3 protein-coding genes are annotated in these 1,613 nt (G+C 29.6%); all 3 read left to right on the forward strand.

All coding sequences use genetic code 11. The features are described from left to right. Positions 1 to 86 precede the first annotated feature (86 nt). Positions 87 to 749, forward strand: coding sequence for a hypothetical protein (locus tag AABJ49_RS14270; RefSeq protein WP_338378965.1), 663 nt, complete (start codon positions 87 to 89; stop codon positions 747 to 749). Positions 750 to 907: 158 nt separating this feature from the next. After that, positions 908 to 1,228: a hypothetical protein gene (locus tag AABJ49_RS14275; RefSeq protein ID WP_338378966.1), complete on the forward strand. Its 321-nt coding sequence runs from the start codon at positions 908 to 910 to the stop codon at positions 1,226 to 1,228. Continuing rightward, positions 1,228 to 1,578, forward strand: a complete 351-nt coding sequence (locus AABJ49_RS14280; protein ID WP_338378967.1) for a hypothetical protein — start codon at positions 1,228 to 1,230, stop codon at positions 1,576 to 1,578. The genes AABJ49_RS14275 and AABJ49_RS14280 overlap by 1 nt, the downstream gene beginning before the upstream one ends. The last annotated feature ends 35 nt before the right edge of the window (positions 1,579 to 1,613 follow it).

Raw genomic sequence — 1,613 nt, forward strand, 5'->3', positions numbered from 1 at the left:
CTCCTAATCTCTTAAAAATATACTATCTTCAAACTAAGAAACAAACATACGAGCCAAAACCGTTGCCAGTAATTTGACCAAACCGAATGGAAGTCACAAAAAAAGATGTTGAAAAACTAATTGAATTAAGAAAAAAAGACAGTTTTCTTAATCATTTATGGAATATCTTTTCACGTGATATGCGAGCGAAAGGAGAAATAAATCGGAATGAAATAAAAGTGTGGAGTCAAAATATGTGGAATCTGACTTTCTATTCGATTTTTACATTCGAATTTAATGCTAATAATCATCTCACAAACATAACGGATAAAATGAATCCTGTTGGAAAAACTCTAATTGGAATTGCCTCTTTATTGTTTCTGTATTTGATTTTCCCTAACAATCCGACTGAATTTAATCCAATTGATAATTGGCAATGGATTACCTTAATTGCTGTTTTCGTCTTTCTGGTAGCTTGGGTTTCTCGAAAGATTTATAAAATGGAAAGGAAAAATCAACTTGAGGAAATATACGAGATTCTGGATATTGAAATTGAGGAAAAAGCACCTGAAAATGAATGGTCTCTGAAAAACATTCTAATTAGATTATTTACTTATCCTTTTGCGATTTTTGTAATAACTATTTGTGTTTGGAGCTTATTTTCGAATGGAATAAAAAGCATCTTTTTAACCTTATTTGGAATCGGAATTTGTGGAATGTATCTGTATTCAGATGTAAGAATGATAATAAAAAATAAAAAGGCTGAATAATAAAAAACTACTGGCAACACCGTGTATAATTAATTGCTTGTTCTGTTTGTACTCGGAAAATCCTATCGGATTTTCCTAATGGTTAGTTTCTTTTTTGCTAACTTGGTTCCAGCCAACGCAACTAACCATACACAACACGTTGTGTGCAATTTGAAAAAATGATAAAATTTCAAACTATATATATAAAAGACAAGTCCGATTTTTCAAAAGTTCCGAACGGATTTAGTGGACTTATGACTAAAAATCAAATTGGAAAGAAAATTGTGTCATTTAAGACTGACCGAAATGATGTTGTTTTATCAAGAGAGTTAGAAAAAGTTATTTCAAAGCTGGATTTTGACAAGTCAGAATATTTAATTCTGACTACAAATTTAACGATGGAAGGAATCAAAATATTGGAAGAAAAAGGAATTGAATATATGACAACTTCAAACTTTATTTGGACTGATGAAAGCTATAAATCTATAAAACAGATTTAATGAATATCCTGTTTGTTTGTAGCCGAAATAAAAGAAGAAGTAGAACAGCTGAAAAAATATTCTCGAATGACCAAAGAGTTTATGTGAAATCAGCTGGATTTAGCAGTAAAAGTCCTGTAAAAATATCTGAAAAGCTTGTTAATTGGGCTGATTTGATACTTTTAATGGAATATGAACATTCTAAAAGACTTTTGGAATTATATAGAAAAATTGACATTCCGAAAACCGAAGTATTAGAAATAGAAGATAGATTTGAATATATGGATAAAGAATTAATTGAAATTCTAACAGAAAAAACAAACGAAATAATAAAAACTGCACACAACAATGGCTCCTATGAAAAGCCCTAGTCTAGTTCTCTAAAGTTAATTAATATTTTCTTTTT

The sequence above is a fragment of the uncultured Flavobacterium sp. genome (assembly GCF_963922255.1).
Classification (GTDB): Bacteria; Bacteroidota; Bacteroidia; order Flavobacteriales; family Flavobacteriaceae; genus Flavobacterium.